Consider the following 16,638-nt stretch of genomic DNA (forward strand, 5'->3'; position numbering starts at 1 on the left):
CGCGGCGCCGGGGAGTGAGGAAATAATGCAGAACGCACCCGACCGTTGCAGTCAGGACGACAGAACCGCCAATCAGGCGGCGGGGCGACCCACTTCCTCAACGGCCATCACGGTCACCCCGGGCGGCGGCGGCGCGACGTCCCGGGCCGGTGCCTCAAACGCGGCCAGACGGGCGTTGATCGCGGCGATCTCGGCCTTGTCCGGCTGACGGCGGCCGCCCAGGGAGGCGACCCCCACGACACGTGGATGGCCGTCGACCATCACCGTGGCGGGCGCAGCGGACAGGTCGTCGGCCGGGCCGCTCTCAATGCTGACATCCAGCAGACGCGGACGGGCCAGCCGGACCTCGTCGATCTTCGGCTCCCGACCGGCATAGGTCTGGCTGAAGGCGGCCGTCTCGCCGGCCGGGCCCTTCCAGCGATAGAAGATATGGCTGCCGACCTGGGTCAGCTTGTTCAGGCTCGGGGCCCACCAGGGATGAACATAGTCGGCATGGTAATGGGTCGCCGTGCCCACGCGGGCGGCCACATGGCCATCCAGCGCGCGTTCGGCCACCGCCCGTGACCGGTTCCAGGCCCAGGCGATCGGCGTCCGGGCCAGGGCCCCGTCGCAGGTGAAGCTGAACTGGCAGCCGGTCAGACGCTCGGCCCCCTCGAACACGACACCGCACACCGTATTGGCATAGTTGCGGTCCCGCACCCGGTTCAGGACCACCTGGGCCACGGCGGCCTGGCCCTCGTCGGATTCCAGCGCCGCCTCGTAATAGACCGCCTGGGTCAGACAACGCAGCGCACGGCTGCGGTCATCGCCGGTGGCGGCCCGAAACACAAAGGGCCGCGCCGGAACCAGCAGGCCGGCAAGGCCGGGCGTGGCGGCATTGAGCCGTTGCGCCTCGACACCCGAGGCCCCGAAGACGAGCGACGGCTTGCCGGCCAGGGTCAGGCTTTCCCAACCCGGGGTCAAACCCAGGGGGGTGGCGCGGGGCGCGTTCGGATCATGGCGGATGGCCAGTGCCAGGGCCGCCGGATCCATCAAAGAGGCCAGGGCGGCCAGACCCGCGGGCCCCGGATCCCCGCCGGTGATCCGGGCCACCGCCTCGACCCGCAGGTCGAGTTCGGGCCGCGGCGTCGAACTGGCCGCCATGGCCACGCCGAACACCGCCAGCGCAACGGGCGCGGCGGCGGTGAGCCGGCGCGTCAGTCGCAACGTCGATGTCCAGTCAATCCTGGCCAAATCGGTTCCCGTGGCAGGCCCATCCCTGTCCAGCCCGAAGCCTGACAGGTCTTGGCGGCGTTTTTCAGGCGGAACGCGCCCCGTCAAACCCCGTCAACGACTGCCGAGGGTCGATCGCAGCATCCAGGCCGCCTTTTCATGCGAAGCGAGGCGGGTCGTCAACAGGTCGACCGAGACATCGTCCCCGTCAGAATCCGCCGACTTCAGTGCCGCCCGGGTGGTGGCGATCAGGGTCTCGTGGTCGGTCATCAATTCCTTGAGCATGGCCTGGGCGTCCTTCTCGGGATCGCCGTCCTTGATCGCGGTCAGATTGGCGAAGGTGGCATAGCCCTGGGGCGCGAACTCGCCCAGCGCCCGGATGCGTTCCGCGATGGTGTCCAGCGCCTCCCAGATCTCGCGATACTGGGTTTCCAGCAGGGTATGCAGGGCGAAAAACTCGGGGCCGCGAATGTTCCAGTGATATCCGTGGGTCTTCAGATAGACGGCATAGCTGTCGGCCAGAACCTTGGTCAGTTCACGCGCCACATCAGTACGTTCGGTCTTGGTCAGGCCTGTGTCGATGGTCGTGGTCATGTTCGCTCCCGGGGGCTGATTTAGGTGATATTGCAGCCCTTCAGTTGGGGTCTTGCGGCGTGATCGCCAAGGGCGGTCGCTCAGATATCCGACGCGGGAACCCGAGTACGGTCTGAAGCGTTGGAAGACGTCGCCAGGCGACGGGCGGGGGCCATATGAACGCAACAGCGTTGTTCAAACGCGTGACGGACACGGATGCCGCCATGGTGTGGCTGGCCCGGGTGCGCCCCAAATCCTTTGGTCTCAACCTTCTGATCGGCGTTGGCGCCGCCCTGGTCATGCTGGCCGTCCGCTGGGCGTTCTCGGCCTTCTATGGTGACATCACCGGTTTCATGATCCTGCTGCCGGCCGTCATCCTCGCGGCCCTGGCCGGGGGACGCACGGCGGGATTCGCGGCCACGCTCACGGCCCTTGTCGGCGGCTGGCTGCTGGTCGGGCCGAACGGGGCCGGACTGAATCTGAACAGCCAGCTGGGCCGGGTCGCGACTGTGAATTTCGTGCTCGTCGGTCTCTTCACGGCCATGGTTGCCGCCGCCCTGCGCCGGACCCTGATGCGGCTCGACTACTCGATCGAGGCCCTGCGCGATTCAGATGCCCGCATCGACGACGGCGAACGTCGACTGGAGATGATCAACGAACATGCGCCGGTGATGCTGTGGATGAGCAGTCCGACGGGAGACTGCATCTATCTGAACCGGGCCCAGCGTGAGTTCTGGAACGTGACCGACTCGATCGAGAGTTTCGACGTGATCGAGACCGCCCATCCGGATGATCGCGACTCGCTGCGCCGGATTGCCGCCGACGCCCACGTCCGTCAGGTCCCGTTTGCCTCCGAGGCGCGCTTTCGCCGCCAGGACGGCAGCTGGCGCGTGCTGCGCACCGAAGCCCGCCCGCACCACCGCAGCAACGGCGAGTTCCACGGCATGATCGGCGTCAATGTCGACGTCACGGAGATGCGCGAGGCCGAACTGGCCCTGCGCGAGAGCGAGGAACGGTTCCGTCTGCTCGCGGACACGGCCCCCTCGCCGGTCTGGCTCACCGGGACCGACGGCCAGGTCGAGTTCGTCAATCAGGCGCTGATCAAATTCTACGGCCGTCCGGCCATCGAAATCCTCGGCAACGTCTGGCGTGAGACCCTCCACCCCGAGGACGTGGCCGCGGTCCAGTCGGCCCAGGACGCCGCACGGCCAACCGGCAGTCCCTATGAGTTCGAGGCCCGGTTCGCCCACGCCGACGGCTCATGGCGATGGATGCGGGTCGCGGTCAATCCCCGGCTGGATTCCCGGGGCGGGTTCCTCGGCTATGCCGGTATGTCGTTCGACATCACCGATATCCGCGAGTCCAACGCCCGCCTCGCCGCCAGCGCGGCCGAACGCGACGCCATCCTCGGACAGCTGGCTGAAGGCGTCATCGTCACCGACCCCGAGGGCCGTGTCGTCTTCATCAATGAGGCGGCGAAGCGACAGCATGGCATCGAGACCCTCGGCGTCGGTCCCGATGACTACACCCAGACCTACCAGCTGTTCACCGAGGACGGACGCCCCTACCCGACCGACCAGCTGCCCCTCGCCCGGGCGGTACGCCACGGCGAGACGGTCACCGACGCCCGCTGGCGCATCCGCCGTGCGGATGGCAGCGAAGTGGTCGCGGTCGGCAACTCCCGGCCCGTCATCGGGCCCGACAGCGCCCGGATCGGGGCCGTGCTCACACTTCGGGACGAGACGGCCCGGGTCCAGGCCGAAAATCGCCTGACCGAATCCGAGGCCCGCTTCCGCACCGTCGCCGACAGCGCCCCGGTCTTCATCTGGATGACCGACCCGGAGACCCGGATCACCTTCGCCAACCGCCATTACCGGACGGTCTTCGGGGTCGATGTCGGCGAACTGATAGGTTCGCGCTGGAAGAAGCTGGCCCACCCCGATGACATCGGCCCCTTCTCCGAGGCCTTTATGACGGCGGTGAACGCCCGCGACCGGTTCGAGGGCATTCTGCGCATGGATCACGGAACCCTGGGACTGCGCTGGCTGCGCTGCGAGAGCACGCCCCGGTTCGACGCCGCCGGGGTGTTCCAGGGCTATATCGGGGCCAGCATCGACGTCACCGAAGCCAAACGCGCCGAGGACGATCTCAAACGCATCAATGAATTGCTGGAGGAACGGGTCGGCGCGGCCCTGGCTGAAAAGGCCGAGGCCGAGGCCAATCTGATGCATGCGCAGCGGATGGAGGCGGTCGGTCGCCTGACCGGCGGCGTGGCCCACGACTTCAACAATCTGCTGACCGTGGTCATCGGCGCGCTCGACATCATCCTGCGGTCGCCTGACGATGCGGCCAAGCGCAAGAAGCTGGGCGAGGCCGCCCTGGCGGCCGCCCGACGGGGCGAGGGCCTGACCCACCAGCTGCTGGCCTTCTCGCGCCGCCAGACCCTGCGGCCGGAACCGACCGACCTGAATGCCCTGATCCGCCAGAGCGACCCGTTGCTGCGCCGGGCTGTCGGCGAGGCCATCGAGTTCAGGCTGAAACTGCGCCGCGGCGGAGTCCGTGTCAGCGTCGACCCCGGTCAGTTCGAGGCGGCCCTGCTCAATCTCGTGGTCAATGCCCGCGACGCCCTCGGCGACACGGGCAAGGTCCTGATCCAGACCCGGACCCGAAAGGTCACGACCGGCGAGGTCCATGAGCTGCCGCCCGGCGAATACGTCTGTGTCACCGTCTCGGATACCGGGACCGGCATGGCCCCCGAGGTCATCAACCGGGTGTTCGAGCCGTTCTTCACCACCAAGGCGATCGGCAAGGGCACGGGCCTGGGCCTGAGCCAGGTCTACGGATTCGCTCGCCAGAGCGGCGGCGCGGCGCATGTGGTCTCCACAGTCGGCGAAGGCACGGAGATTCACATCTATCTGCCGCCGCTGGCGCGCGACAGCCGCCCCACCGATGAACCGGCGGCGACCCCGTCCCGCCAGCTTGTCGCCGGTCGGCGCCTGTTGCTGGTCGAGGATGACGTCCGCGTGGCCGATGTGGCCGTGGAACTGCTCAGGGGACTGGGGCTCGAGGTCCGGGCCGTCGAGACCGGTCCCGCGGCCCTGGCGGCGCTCAAGACCGATCGGTTCGACATCATGCTCAGCGATGTGGTGATGCCGGGGGGGATGACGGGGATCGAACTGGCGCGGACCTGCAGCCGTACCCATCCCGACATGCGGATCGTCCTGACCTCGGGCTATGCCGGCGACGATGTCGATGCGGCCCTGTCGGACGCGCCCTGGCCCTTCCTGCGCAAACCCTATTCGGTCGAGCAGCTGGGCCGGGTTCTGGGCGACCTCGCCCCGGTCGACGCCGGGGCGCCGCCGGACTGAGGCCGTCACCGGGGGCCCTGGCCCCCGGGCAATAATCTAGCGCTGGCGGGCCTTGCGGGCGGCGTAGCGGGCGTCGCGGGCGGCCTTCTGGTCAGCCTTGGAAACCGCCTTGCGCTCCTTGCGGGCACCGCGCTTCTCGGCCTCGACGGCCTCTTCGGCATCACGTTCGGCGGCCAGACGGACGGCCTCCTTCTCGGCGCGCTCACGCCGTTGCTCGGCCTTCTCCAGCTCGTGCTGCTGGCGCAGGGCTTCCTTCTCGGCGGCGCGCTTGGCCGCCAGCTTGTCAAATTCAGGGTCCGGGGCCGCCGCCTTGGGCTTGAAGCGGGCGAGCAAGGCCTTCTTGGCCTCCTGCTGGGTGGCAATCCGGTCGGTGAAGGCGGTCTGTTTCAGATCTCTCATGCGGAGGTCGGTAATTCCCAAATAGCGATAGGCGGCAAAAGGACCGCGAACGGGCGAGCGACGCTCAGCCCGGCGGCGTGCCTAAGCGGAAACCGTGGCGAAAATCAAGGTTGGGGCAAAAGAATCCGCCCTGCCACCATCCCGCCCGGGGGACCGGAAACGCCGCTTCAGGGCGTTTCCGGCCGCTGTCCTGACGGCCTATTGCGGTTTGTCATTACGGGCGATGACGGCCCCTGCCGCGCCACCGACCGCGGCTCCGACCGGTCCGGCGACCAGGGCACCGGCCACGGCACCGGTCGCGGCCTTCTGTTCCATCGTCGTTCCGCACCCGCACAGGGCCAGGCCGAGGACGGCCAGGGTGACGACGGGGATGGCGGAGGCGGGGAGACGAATCATGAGGCTGTTCCTGTGAATTCAGTACCGACGCAACGTACCGGTCGGCTCGGGGGTTCCCGCCCACAGAAATCACGGGCCCGACGCCGCACATGAAAGTCACGAATGGCAACAAACCGTGCAACGCACCATCACCCCGGCCCGCCCGTTAAGCTCAATGCGAGCAGATCATCCTGACGTAATACAGTATTGGTATCGTTCACTTCGTTCGTGAGTCTGCGCGAGAGGGGCATTGCACGACTCAACTCACAGGGGAGCGACACAATGTTGCACCGCACCCAAAACTTGCGAATCGAACACATTGAGGCCATAAACGACTGGCTTAAGGCGCGTCCCCGACAGTCCGCTCGTTCGCCGACTGTCGATATCCGGTGCTGGATCGCGACTTGCTTGCGTGAGTCGACCAGTACCGAATGAAGATTTTCAGGGGCGGCATTGCGCCCTGCGGAACAGGATTGAGCCTTTGTCGCATCCCTCGCACCAGCGTGTGTCCCTGCACATCGATCGCGCGGCCCGTATTCGGCCCGTGACGGCAGCAGTGGCCTTTGGTGCATTGGTGGGATTGACGGTCGGCTGTGCCTATGTGGGCGGTTCGGCCGCCAGAGCGACGACGGTGCGCGCCCAGGCGGAGCGTATCGAGGGGGCCACGGCCGCCGGATTCACTGAAGAAGCCCTGTCGGCCGCTGCCGGGGGCCTCGACGCCAGCGCCCTCTCCATCGCCCGTCGTCATGACCCCTATACGGTCGCCGGCGGTGCCCAGCGCGATCGCCAGGCCGAACTGCTGACCGCCCGGCTCGAACAACTCCGCAACCAGCCCGGCTCCGGCCTGCGCCAGGTCAGCCTGACCTCGGCCGTCTCGGCCGCCCGTCCCTTCCGTCTCGGCAATGCCCTCGACGAGTCGCGTGACCTCGAATGCCTGACCCAGGCCGTCTATTACGAAGCTCGCGGCGAAGGTCGTGACGGTATGAAGGCCGTGGCCCAGGTCGTGCTCAACCGCGCCCGCCACCCCGCCTTCCCCAACAGTGTCTGCGGCGTCGTCTTCCAGGGGGCCGCTCGCCGCACCGGCTGCCAGTTCAGCTTCACCTGCAACGGTTCGATGCGGCGCGGCGTCAATCCCGTCGCCTGGGACCGGGCCCGCGACGTAGCCTCCAAGGCCCTGTCCGGCAGCGTCTTCGCCAGCGTTGGCAATGCCACCCATTTCCACACCACCGGCGTCGCGCCCGGCTGGCGCAACTCCCTGGTGCGGGTCAACCAGGTCGGCAGCCACCTGTTCTACCGCTTCGGCGGCCGTTCAGGCTCCAGCGCGGCCTTCAACTACGCCACCCGCCCCTCGTCCGATGCGGACCAGCCGCGTCTGATCCAGGCCAGTATGGATCCGGCCGCCTCGGTGCGTCAGGCCGGTCAGGCCGTCGCCTACAGCCTGGTCCTGGCCCAGGAAGGTCTGGCCGGTGCCGACCGTGCCGAGACCGCACCCGTCGCGCCCGTCGCCCGCCCGGCCGCCACGCCGGCCCCGGCTCCGGTCACGGCAACCGCCACCCCCGTCGCCGCCGCAGCCTCGGCCTCGACGACCGGTGCCCCGCGCCCGGCAGCCACTGTCCCGGCCGCCGTGACCGCCACCACCCCGGCCGCCCAGCCCAAGGCCTGATCGCCCCGACGCGATCCTCCGACTGCCGCGACAGGACTCCCGTGACCGTCTGAGCGGCACCGGGTTTGCACCTGCGAGTCCGCCCCGTCCCGCTCCGGGACGTCCGGTTCGTTGAGTACATGTCCGCAGCTTCGCCCATCCCCGCCCCTGCCGTCCCGAACGTGCGCGCCGTCCGTGGCGGTGCCCTCGACGGCCTGCGCTTCCTCGCCGCCCTGTTCGTGGTCGTGTTTCATTTCGGCGATGAGGCCCCGGTCGCCATCGCCTCCCTGCACGAGAGCCTGGGTCGAGGCTATCTGGCCACCGACTTCTTCCTGATGCTGTCAGGCTTCGTCCTGGCCCGCGCCTATGGCGCGCCCATCATCGCCGGGACGGTCTCGCCGGGACGCTTCTGGTGGAAGCGGTTCACCCGCTGCTATCCGACCCATCTGATCACCCTCGGCCTGCTGACCGCCATGGTCGCCATCGCCGCCCTGCTGGGCGTTGCCGCCAACCATCCCGAAAACTTCCCCTGGTCAGGCGTACCGGCCCAGATCCTGTTGCTGCACGTCTTCGGCCAGGGCGGCGGCCAGTGGAACATCCCCAGCTGGACGATCTCCGCCCTGCTGGTCTGCTATGCCGCCTTTCCGTGGCTGTGGCGGCGAATGCTGTATGTCCGACGCCCGCTGACGGCCCTCGGCCTGGGCCTGCTGATCCTGGTCGGGGCCGACCTGGCCAGCCTCGCCCTGCTGGGCGCGGAACAGTTCAGCCTGCCGTTCCAGTGGGCCATCGTGCGCGCCGCCCCCCTCTTCCTCGTCGGCCTGACCCTGGCCCGGATCGTCCAGACCGGCACCTGGAGTCCGGGATCGGCGCGGCTGACCGGTTTCGCCGGCGTCGTCCTGCTGCTCGGCAATGCCGCCCTGTCCGGGCCGGACCTGGTCAATGTCCTGGCCATCGCCACCGTGATCGTCGGCAGCGGGGCCGCCCCGGTGACCCGACCCCTGCCCGGGGCAGAATGGGGCGCGCGGGTCAGCTTCAGCCTGTTCATGACCCACACCCTGACCGGGGCCGTCTGGTTCGGCCTGGTCGTGCCGCAGCTGGTGCGACGCCTGCCCGCGCTCGAGACGGTCGCCTGGCAGGGCTGGATGCTGTGGCTGGGGGCCGGGGTCGCCGCCCTGGTGGTCGCCGACCTCTACAACCGGCTGATCGACGCCCCGATCCAGCGCTGGCTCAACGCCCGTCTGTTCGCACCCGGAGCGCGGTCGCCGTTCAGCCGGTGGTCGCGTCCAGCCCGATATCCAGCGCCGGAGCCGAGTGCGTAAGCGCCCCGACCGAGATGACATCGACTCCGGTGCGGGCGATCGCCGCCACCGTCTCCAGATTGACGCCGCCCGAGGCCTCGAGGATCACCGCCCCGAACGGGCTGGTCTTGCGCCGCCGCACGGCCTCGGTCAGGTCCGCGAGGCTGAAATTATCCAGCATGATCACGTCCGGTGTCTCGGCCAGGGCCTGATCCAGCTGCTCCAGACTGTCGACCTCGACCTCGATCTTCATCAGATGGCCGACCGCCGCCCGGGCGCGGCGCACCGCCGTCGAGACCCCGCCGCACACGGCCACATGGTTGTCCTTGATCAGGATGGCGTCATCCAGACCGAAACGATGGTTGGCACCGCCGCCGCAGACCACGGCGTGCTTCTCCAGCGCCCGCAGGCCCGGGGTGGTCTTGCGGGTGTCGGCGATGCGCGCCCGCGTGCCCTTGATGGCCTCGACATAGGCCCGGGTCAGGGTGGCGATGCCGCACAGCCGCCCCAGCAGGTTCAGCGCCGTGCGCTCGGCCGCCAGAAAGGCCCGGGCGTCGGCCTCGACCTCGGCCAGCACGTCTCCGGCCGCGAAGGCCTCGCCGTCCCGCATCTTCAGGGTGATGGTCGCCTGCGGATCCATGGCCAGCACCGCCAGCCGCACACAGTCGATCCCGGCCAGAACGCCCGGCTTGCGCGCGGCGAACACGGCCCGCATCCGCGCGCCCTCGGGGATACAGGCCTGGCCGGTCACGTCCCCGCCCCGGCCCAGGTCCTCGGCCAGGGCCATCCGCACCACCGGATCGATCATCAGGTCGGGAAGCTGACGGATCATGAGACGACCTCGATCTGTGGCGGGGTCACGGCCCCGGTCTTGCGCCGGATCCGCGTATGGCGGGCCGGTGCCGCGGTTTCAGGATAGTCCGAGCGCCAGTGACCGCCCCGGCTCTCGTGCCGGGCCAGGGCCGCCTCGGCGATCAACCGCGCCGCCGTCACCGGCGCGGCCCCGGGCCACCGGGCATCCAGCCGGTCGATCAGGACGACCAGGGCCGTCAGCCCCGCCGCGTCCCGCACCACCCCGGCCCCGTCGCTCATACCCTGCCTCAGCTCGGCCAGGGCCGCCGCCGGCAGGTCAACACCGGCGCGCACCGGCAGCAGCGCCCCCTGGCCACCGAACTCGCTGGCCGCGGCCTGGCCGGTCCGCCGCCCGAAGGCGGCCGCTTCCAGCAGGGAGTTGGAGGCCAGCCGATTGGCACCATGCACCCCCGTCGCCGCGCATTCGCCGACCGCATAGAGGCCCGGCAGACTGGTGCGCCCGTCGGTGCCGGCGGCGATGCCGCCCATATGATAATGGGCCGCGGCCGCGACCGGAATCGGTGTCTCGCGCGGGTCCAGCCCGGCCCGCATACAGGCGGAAAACACGGCCGGGAATTCCTCGGGGAATTTCGCGCCGATGGCGGTGCGACAGTCGAGGAAGGCTCCGCGTCCCGCGACCCGCGCCGCATGGACGGCCCGGGCCACGACGTCGCGCGACTGCAGGTCGGCTCCCGGTTCGTCGCCGAGCAGGAACCGGCCGTCACGATCAAGCAGTCGCGCCCCCTCACCACGCAGGGCCTCGGTGGCCAGCGGCATGGGGTCGAGACCGACATCGATGGCGGTCGGGTGGAACTGCACGAATTCGGGGTCGAGGATTTCCGCGCCCGCTTGCCAGGCCAGGGCCATGCCCTCGCCCAGCAGGGCCGCAGGGGTGGTGGTGGCCGCGAACAGCCCGCCCACGCCGCCGGTGGCCAGCACCACGGCCGGGGCCAGCACCTCGACCTGCCGGTCGCCGCGCGTCACCAGCACGCCCCGCACCCGTCCGGTGGTGTCCTGGATCAGGCTCTTCAGCCGGCCGTCCTCCCAGACCTCGATATGATCGGCGGCGCGCACCGCCGTGACCAGGGCCGACAGGATGGCGCGCCCGGCCCCGTCGCCGCCGACCCGGGCCACCCGGGCCCGCGAATGGGCCGCTTCCAGACTGACCTCGAACCCGCCGTCCGCGTCGCGGTCGAACGGCGCGCCCAGCTTCGCCAGCCATTCCACCGTCGCCCGACCGTCGCCGGTCAGGGTGCGGGTCGCCTCGGCCTCGACCAGACCGGCTCCCGCCGCCGTCGTGTCGGCCGCATGCAGGGCCGGGGCGTCACCGGCCGACAGGGCCGCCGCCACCCCGCCCTGGGCCCAGGCTGAGGAACAGGCCTGCAGCAGGGGGGCGGGGGTGATCACCAGCACCTTGCGCGGAGCCGCCTCCAGCGCCGCCGACAGACCGGCCAGGCCGCCGCCGACGATGACCGGACCGTCGTGATGGATCCGGCTCACCGGCCGAAGTCCAGATAGTTGCGACCGATGGCCAGTCCTCCCGAAAGGGTGCCGTCACCCAGCGGGATCAGGGCCGCCAGCGCCACCCCGACACAGGCCACGGCGGCCAGCACGAACAGACCGACGCTGTAGCCGGCTTCGGCGGCGCTCAGCGGCCGGCCTTCGGGACGCCAGGCCCCGCGGCGAAGATGGCCGAACAGGGCCAGGGCGAGGAAGCCGGCGAAGATATAGCTGCCGTTGGAGATGCCCCAGAGCACGACCAGCGCCCCCATGGCGATCATCGCCCCCTTCTCGACCATCGGATGAATCCGGGCGAGCACAGGACCGAGGGCCCGCGAGCCGTCCAGCGGCGGGGCCGGAGCCAGATTGACCAGATTGATCGCCGCGATCACCGCCGCGCCCAGCAGCCAGACCTTGCCGCCCAGCACGAGGAACAGGATGAAGAAGGGTATGGCGGCCAGCAGGCCGAAGGCCGGTCCGGCCAGTGAGACCTTGACCCCCTCCCATTCGCTGTCGGGCAGGCGCTGGCCCCGGGCCATCCCGCCGAGGAAGGGGATGATGTAGATCTTCGCCGGGCCCATGCCGTAACGGTTCATCGCCAGAACATGGCCGTACTCATGCACCAGCAGGCCCCAGATGGCGGCCACGGCCACCACCCAGCTGCCGCTGAAATACCAGAGGAAGGCCCCCAGCAGGGCCGTCGAGACCAGGGCCCAGACCAGCGACTGGCCGGCGACCTCGGGCGCGGCACCGCCGGAACGGGCCGCCGGCACCGCCGGGGCCGCGGGTGTGGTGGCCGGGGCGTCCCAGGGACCGCGCCGGACGGGGGGGGTGTCGTCGCTCATGAGGTCGCCGCCGGGCGTCCCGCGGCCAGCCAGGAGACCAGCAGGGCCATCAGCTTCAGGGTCTTCGGCTCCACCGTGGCGACGAGCCGGACAGGGGCAACATAGTGCATCAGATCAGCTCCACGGCGACATGGTGACGGGCCTTGATCATGTCATAGCGCGCCGGAACCGCCGGCGGCGGCAGGTCGATCATCCGCTGCACCGCACGCTGCGCCGGGGCGATCATGGCCTCGGGCACGGTGACCTCGAACTGCATGTTGACCAGGCAGTCGCGGATATTCTCCAGCGTGATCCGCTTCATATAGGGGCACAGGTTGCAGGGGCCGATGAATTGGACCCCGGGGACGTCCCCGGCGATGTTGGCGGCCATCGAACATTCGGTCAGCAGCACCACCTGTTTCGGCCGGCGCGCGGTGACATGGTCGATCAGGGCCGCCGTCGATCCGGCGAAGTCCGAGGCGGCCAGCACCTCTTCCGGGCATTCCGGATGGGCCAGGATCTCGGCGTCGGGATAGGCCGCGCGCATCTCGGCGATGTCGGCCGCGGTGAAGCGTTCGTGGACGATGCAGCGGCCCTTCCAGGCGATGATGCCGACATGGGTCTGGGCGGCGACGTTGCGGGCGAGGAATTCGTCGGGGATCAGGATGACCTTGTCGACGCCCCATTCCCGGGCCGCCCATTCGACCACCTGCACCGCATTGGCGCTGGTGCAACAGATGTCGGTCTCGGCCTTCACGTCGGCGGTGGTGTTCACATAGGTGACCACCGGCAGGCCCGGATGGCGCTGTTTGATCAGCCGCACGTCGGCCCCGGTGATCGACTCGGCCAGCGAACAGCCGGCCTTCAGGTCGGGGATCAGCACCGTCTTGTCGGGGCTCAGAATCTTCGAGGTCTCGGCCATGAAATGCACGCCGGCCTGGACGATGACCTTCGCCTTCGACCGGGCCGCCTCCTTGGCCAGGCCCAGGCTGTCCCCGACATAGTCGCCGACCCCGTGGAAGATCTCGGGCGTCATATAGTTGTGGGCCAGGATGACGGCGTCGCGCTCGCGCTTGAGCCGGTTGATCTCGACGATCAGCTCGGCCTGGGCCGGCCACTCCATCGGGGTGACGAAATCCTTGACCTTGTCCCAGACCGGCGCGGTCTCGCGCGCCGTGCTCTCCGACAAACCGAACATGCCGTTCGCCATCACCATTCCTCCACCTTATGCTCAGAAGTAGCATAAGTGCAGTCAATGTAGGCCCCCGCCCCCGGAATGCAAGGGCCGTATCGACAGACCGTATCGGGAAAACCGGTCCGTCCCCGGGCCGGATCCGCCACGGGCCGCAGAGGAACCCCGGCCATTTAACGGCGACTTTTGATCCAGAAGCCCTACAAGGGCGGATAAACCCACCCCGAAACCTCCACCAGCACTCCTTCCCATGCAAGAAACTATCCGTCGCATCCTGACCGCGCGCGTCTATGACGTCGCCATCGAGACCCCGCTCGATCCGCTGCCGCGCCTGTCCGCACGACTGGGGCGACCGGTGCGGCTCAAGCGCGAGGATCTGCAGCCGGTCTTTTCGTTCAAGATCCGGGGGGCCTGGAACAAGATCGCCGGCCTCAGTCCCGAGGCCCTGTCGCGCGGCGTCATCTGCGCCTCGGCCGGCAACCATGCCCAGGGCGTGGCCCTGGCCGCGACCCGGCGCGGGGCCAAATCGACCATCGTCATGCCGGTGACCACCCCGGCCATCAAGGTCGCCGCCGTCCGGGCCCGGGGTGGTCAGGTCGTGCTGCACGGCGACAGTTTCGACGACGCCTATGCCGAGGCCCGCCGCCTCGAGGCCGAGACCGGCGCGGCCTTCATCCACCCGTTCGACGATCCCGAGGTGATCGCCGGCCAGGGCACGGTCGGGCTGGAGATCGTCCGCCAGCATTCGGACCCCATCGAGGCGGTCTTCGTGCCGATCGGCGGCGGCGGACTGGCGGCCGGGGTCGCCGCCATCGTCCGCTTCCTGCGCCCGGAGACGAAGATCATCGGCGTCGAACCGGTCGATGCCCCGACCATGAAGGCCGCCATCGATGCGGGCCAACTGGTCACCCTCGACCAGGTCGGCCTGTTCGCCGACGGCGTCGCCGTGCGCCGCGCCGGAACCGAGACCTTCCGCCTGTGCCGCGACCTGCTGGATGAGATCGTCCTCGTCGACACCGACGCCATCTGCGCCGCGATCAAGGACATCTTCGATGACAGCCGCGCCGTCGCCGAACCGTCCGGGGCCCTTGCCCTGGCCGGGCTCAAGACCTGGTCGGCGGCCCATCCGGGCTCCGGCTCCCTCGTCGCCGTCAACTCGGGGGCCAACGTCAATTTCGACCGTCTGCGCCACATCGCCGAACGGGCCGAGATCGGCGAGGGGGCCGAGGCCCTGCTGGCCGTGGCCATGGCCGATGACCGCGACGCCTACAGCCGCTTCCTGCGCACCCTCGACGGCCGGTCGGTCACCGAGTTCAACTACCGCTGGTCCGGTGAGGGCGTGGCCCACATCTTCGTCGGCGTGGCCCTGCGCTCCGGCCCGCACGAGAAGGATGACCTGATCGCCGCCCTGCGCGGCGGCGGCTATGTGGTCGAGGACATGAGCGACAACGAGACCGCCAAGCTGCACGTCCGCTACATGGTCGGCGGCCGCGCCTCGGGCCTGCCGGGCGAACGCATCCTGCGCTTCCAATTTCCCGAAAGGCCGGGGGCCTTCCTCGGCTTCCTGAACAGTCTTCAGCCCGCCTGGAACCTGACCCTGTTCCACTATCGCAACCACGGCGATGATATCGGCCGGGTCCTGGCCGGCATTTCCGCCCCACCGGCTGAACTCGACGCCCTCCACGCCGCCCTGGACCGGCTGGGCTATCCCTATGTCGATGAGACCGACAACCCGGCCACGCGGCTGTTTCTCGACGGGACCTGAGTTCAGGCCCGCGCCTCGTGCGCCAGCAGCCATTTCTTGCGCTCCAGCCCCCCGGCATAGCCGGTCAGGGATCCATTGGTGCCGATGACCCGGTGGCAGGGCACGATGATCCCGACCGGATTGGCGCCATTGGCCAGGCCCACGGCCCGCACTGCCTTCGGCCGGTCGATGGACGCGGCCAACTGGCCATAGCTGCGTGTCTCGCCCGCCGGGATGGCGCGCAGGGCGGCCCAGACCTGACGCTGGAATTCGGTGCCGCCGGTGCGCACCGCGATGCCGTCCAGCGCCTGCCGGTCACCGGCGAAATAGGCGGCGATGGCGGCCCGTACCGGGGCCGGACTCGCGCCCGGGCTCAGAACCACCGGCCCGTAGTGACGCGCCAGCAGCCGCAGCATACGGGGCTCATAGTCGTCGAAATCCAGCGCCCGCACGGCCCCCTCGCCGTCGGTAACCAGCAGCACCGTCCCCACCGGGGTGGAAATCCGCTCCAGCGTCCAGTGTTCAGGCTGCCTGACGGTCATCGGTCTTCTCCATCTGATCCAGATCGGTTTCACTGATGCCGGCGACCGCCAGGTGCAGCGCCCCATAGGCCCGCCACGGTCGCCAGCGCTGCGCCCGCCGCGTCAGGGCCGGTCCGGCCCCCGCCAGCCGGTCGCTGGGCGCGTCCTCGCCCGTGTCGATCCAGGCCCCCGGCAGCCGCAGCCCCGGCCGCTTCGCCACCAGCGGGGCCAGCAGCGGATCGGCCGACAGGTCGCGGGCGATCGCATCCGGGTCGGCGGACAGGTCGAACACCCGCCGGACCCGGGCCAGAACCCCGGGCAGGACCTTCAGGTCTCCAGCCTCGATCGCCACCGCCAGCCGTCCGGGCCCGGTCAGGCTCACCGTCACCCGGCCCGCCGCACCGTCGACGCCCGGCGTCAGCGGTCGCGTCCAGCGCCCGTCCCCGACCGTGTCACCCCGCGCCGCCAGGGCGCCCATCAACCCGCCAAGGTCACAGGGCTCCCGGTACGACAGGCTCAGCCGCACCCCGCCGTCCGAGGGCCGTTCGGCGCGGCGGCGCAGGGCCGAGGGCGGGCGGTCGTACAGGGTCTGGAAGGTCTCGTTGAAGCGCCGCACACTGCCGAAGCCGGCGGCATGGGCCACCTCGGCCATGGTCAGGTCGGTCTCGTGCAGCAGGGCCTTGGCCAGCAGCACCCGCCGGGTCTGGGCCACACTGACCGGGGCCACCCCCAGATGCTGGCGGAACAGCCGCCGCAGCTGGCGCTCGCCGACCCCCAGCCGTCCGGCCAGGGCGTCGACGTCGGCCGCATCCATCGCTCCCGCCTCGATCAGGGCCAGGGCCCGGCTGACGGTGTTGGAGGTGCCGCGCCACGCGCCCAGATCGGGGGCCGTCTCGGGTCGACAGCGCAGGCAGGCGCGAAAGCCCGCCGCCTCGGCCGCCGCCGCCGTGGCCACGAAGGTCATGTTCTCACGCCGGGGCGTCCGCGCCGGACAGACCGGCCGGCAATAGATCCCGGTCGTCTTCACACAGCCGAAGAACCGCCCGTCAAAGCGAACGTCGCGCGTGACGACGGCGCGATAGCAGGCATCCTGATCGAGGGGCGGCGGCGTTTCCATGGCCGCAGAGTGAACCCAAGC

General features: G+C 69.7%; 14 protein-coding genes. 4 read left to right on the forward strand and 10 right to left on the reverse strand.

The genetic code is table 11. From position 1 onward, the window contains the following. Positions 1-72 precede the first annotated feature (72 nt). Positions 73-1,206, reverse strand: a complete 1,134-nt coding sequence (locus PSV00_RS14180) for a cell wall hydrolase (RefSeq protein ID WP_300448444.1) — start codon at positions 1,204-1,206, stop codon at positions 73-75. Between the two features lie 120 nt (positions 1,207-1,326). Next, entirely contained in the window at positions 1,327-1,806 is a 480-nt protein-coding gene (locus PSV00_RS14185; RefSeq protein WP_300448446.1) for a Dps family protein, read from the reverse strand. A gap of 155 nt (positions 1,807-1,961) precedes the next feature. Between PSV00_RS14185 and PSV00_RS14190 the strand changes: the two genes are divergently transcribed. After that, positions 1,962-5,153, forward strand: coding sequence for a PAS domain S-box protein (locus PSV00_RS14190; RefSeq protein WP_300448448.1), 3,192 nt, complete (start codon positions 1,962-1,964; stop codon positions 5,151-5,153). A gap of 36 nt (positions 5,154-5,189) precedes the next feature. On the opposite strand, the gene PSV00_RS14195 is transcribed toward PSV00_RS14190, so the two are convergent. Together PSV00_RS14195 and PSV00_RS14200 are read right to left on the reverse strand one after the other, a co-directional pair. Beyond that, on the reverse strand, positions 5,190-5,552 hold the full coding sequence (locus PSV00_RS14195; protein WP_300448449.1) for a DUF6481 family protein: 363 nt from the start codon (positions 5,550-5,552) through the stop codon (positions 5,190-5,192). 198 nt (positions 5,553-5,750) lie between these two features. Next, entirely contained in the window at positions 5,751-5,948 is a 198-nt protein-coding gene (locus PSV00_RS14200; RefSeq protein WP_300448451.1) for a hypothetical protein, read from the reverse strand. A gap of 460 nt (positions 5,949-6,408) precedes the next feature. Here PSV00_RS14200 and PSV00_RS14205 point away from each other — a divergent pair, with 460 nt between their 5' ends. Next, the gene (locus tag PSV00_RS14205; RefSeq protein ID WP_300448454.1) at positions 6,409-7,590 is read left to right on the forward strand and encodes a cell wall hydrolase; all 1,182 of its coding nucleotides are present in this window, start codon (positions 6,409-6,411) and stop codon (positions 7,588-7,590) included. A 119-nt stretch (positions 7,591-7,709) separates the two neighbouring features. Beyond that, a complete protein-coding gene (locus tag PSV00_RS14210; protein ID WP_300448457.1) occupies positions 7,710-8,888 on the forward strand; it encodes an acyltransferase in 1,179 nt (392 codons plus the stop codon). On the opposite strand, the gene nadC is transcribed toward PSV00_RS14210, so the two are convergent. The 4 genes from nadC to nadA form a co-directional block, all read right to left on the reverse strand. After that, positions 8,836-9,699 carry a carboxylating nicotinate-nucleotide diphosphorylase gene (nadC, locus tag PSV00_RS14215; RefSeq protein ID WP_300448459.1) on the reverse strand — a complete coding sequence of 288 codons (864 nt, stop codon included), beginning with the start codon at positions 9,697-9,699 and terminating at the stop codon, positions 8,836-8,838. The genes PSV00_RS14210 and nadC overlap by 53 nt on opposite strands. Next, positions 9,696-11,219 carry an L-aspartate oxidase gene (locus PSV00_RS14220; RefSeq protein ID WP_300448462.1) on the reverse strand — a complete coding sequence of 508 codons (1,524 nt, stop codon included), beginning with the start codon at positions 11,217-11,219 and terminating at the stop codon, positions 9,696-9,698. Before PSV00_RS14220 ends, nadC begins: the two co-directional genes overlap by 4 nt. Continuing rightward, positions 11,216-12,064: a site-2 protease family protein gene (locus PSV00_RS14225; protein ID WP_300448465.1), complete on the reverse strand. Its 849-nt coding sequence runs from the start codon at positions 12,062-12,064 to the stop codon at positions 11,216-11,218. The genes PSV00_RS14220 and PSV00_RS14225 overlap by 4 nt, the downstream gene beginning before the upstream one ends. Positions 12,065-12,173: 109 nt before the next feature. Continuing rightward, complete coding sequence (gene nadA / locus PSV00_RS14230) at positions 12,174-13,259, reverse strand: quinolinate synthase NadA (RefSeq protein WP_300448468.1); 1,086 nt, start codon at positions 13,257-13,259, stop codon at positions 12,174-12,176. A 226-nt stretch (positions 13,260-13,485) separates the two neighbouring features. Here nadA and ilvA point away from each other — a divergent pair, with 226 nt between their 5' ends. After that, a complete protein-coding gene (gene ilvA / locus PSV00_RS14235) occupies positions 13,486-15,000 on the forward strand; it encodes a threonine ammonia-lyase, biosynthetic (protein WP_300448470.1) in 1,515 nt (504 codons plus the stop codon). 2 nt (positions 15,001-15,002) lie between these two features. Here ilvA and PSV00_RS14240 read toward each other — a convergent pair whose 3' ends face one another. Together PSV00_RS14240 and PSV00_RS14245 are read right to left on the reverse strand one after the other, a co-directional pair. Continuing rightward, on the reverse strand, positions 15,003-15,521 hold the full coding sequence (locus PSV00_RS14240) for a methylated-DNA--[protein]-cysteine S-methyltransferase (RefSeq protein ID WP_300448473.1): 519 nt from the start codon (positions 15,519-15,521) through the stop codon (positions 15,003-15,005). Further along, complete coding sequence (locus PSV00_RS14245; protein WP_300448476.1) at positions 15,502-16,617, reverse strand: Ada metal-binding domain-containing protein; 1,116 nt, start codon at positions 16,615-16,617, stop codon at positions 15,502-15,504. The genes PSV00_RS14240 and PSV00_RS14245 overlap by 20 nt, the downstream gene beginning before the upstream one ends. Positions 16,618-16,638 lie beyond the last annotated feature (21 nt).

It is taken from the genome of Brevundimonas sp. (assembly GCF_029945885.1).
Lineage (GTDB): Bacteria > Pseudomonadota > Alphaproteobacteria > Caulobacterales > Caulobacteraceae > Brevundimonas.